Source organism: Alteromonas sp. ABV4_515 (assembly GCF_056160345.1).
In genome coordinates this window covers 1-411 of record NZ_JBSWWZ010000037.1, presented here as the reverse complement: position 1 = coordinate 411, position 411 = coordinate 1, and the positions used below count along the sequence as shown (strand labels likewise).

Here is a 411-nt window from a genome sequence, read left to right as displayed (position 1 = left end):
AAACGGTATCGATCACGGTGACCGACTCAAACGGTGACGCCCAAACCTTCACGGCAACCGTACAGCCTGATGGCTCGTTCAGTGCCGATGTCCCAGCAGACATGGCCGACGGAGCCTACACAGTAGAAGCCACTGCTACCGATGCTGCGGGTAATGCCACTACGGCTACCGACAATAACGGCGAAATCGATACGGCTGCACCAGTCATCACCCTTGATCCACACTCGCTGGGTAATGACGCCACACCAACAGTATCGGGTACCACTGATCTGCCTGTCGGTGAAACGGTATCGATCACGGTGACCGACTCAAACGGTGACGCCCAAACCTTTACCGCAACCGTACAACCTGACGGTTCATTCAGCGCTGATGTCCCTGCGGACATGGCCGACGGAGCCTACACGGTAGAAG

The 411-nt window shown here is 56.7% G+C and carries 1 protein-coding gene; it reads left to right on the top strand.

The window, feature by feature from the left end; all coding sequences use genetic code 11:
- Positions 1 to 17 precede the first annotated feature (17 nt).
- Positions 18 to 411 (top strand): Ig-like domain-containing protein (locus tag ACXAGX_RS20560; protein ID WP_474840710.1); only part of this gene is annotated, 394 nt, incomplete at its 3' end.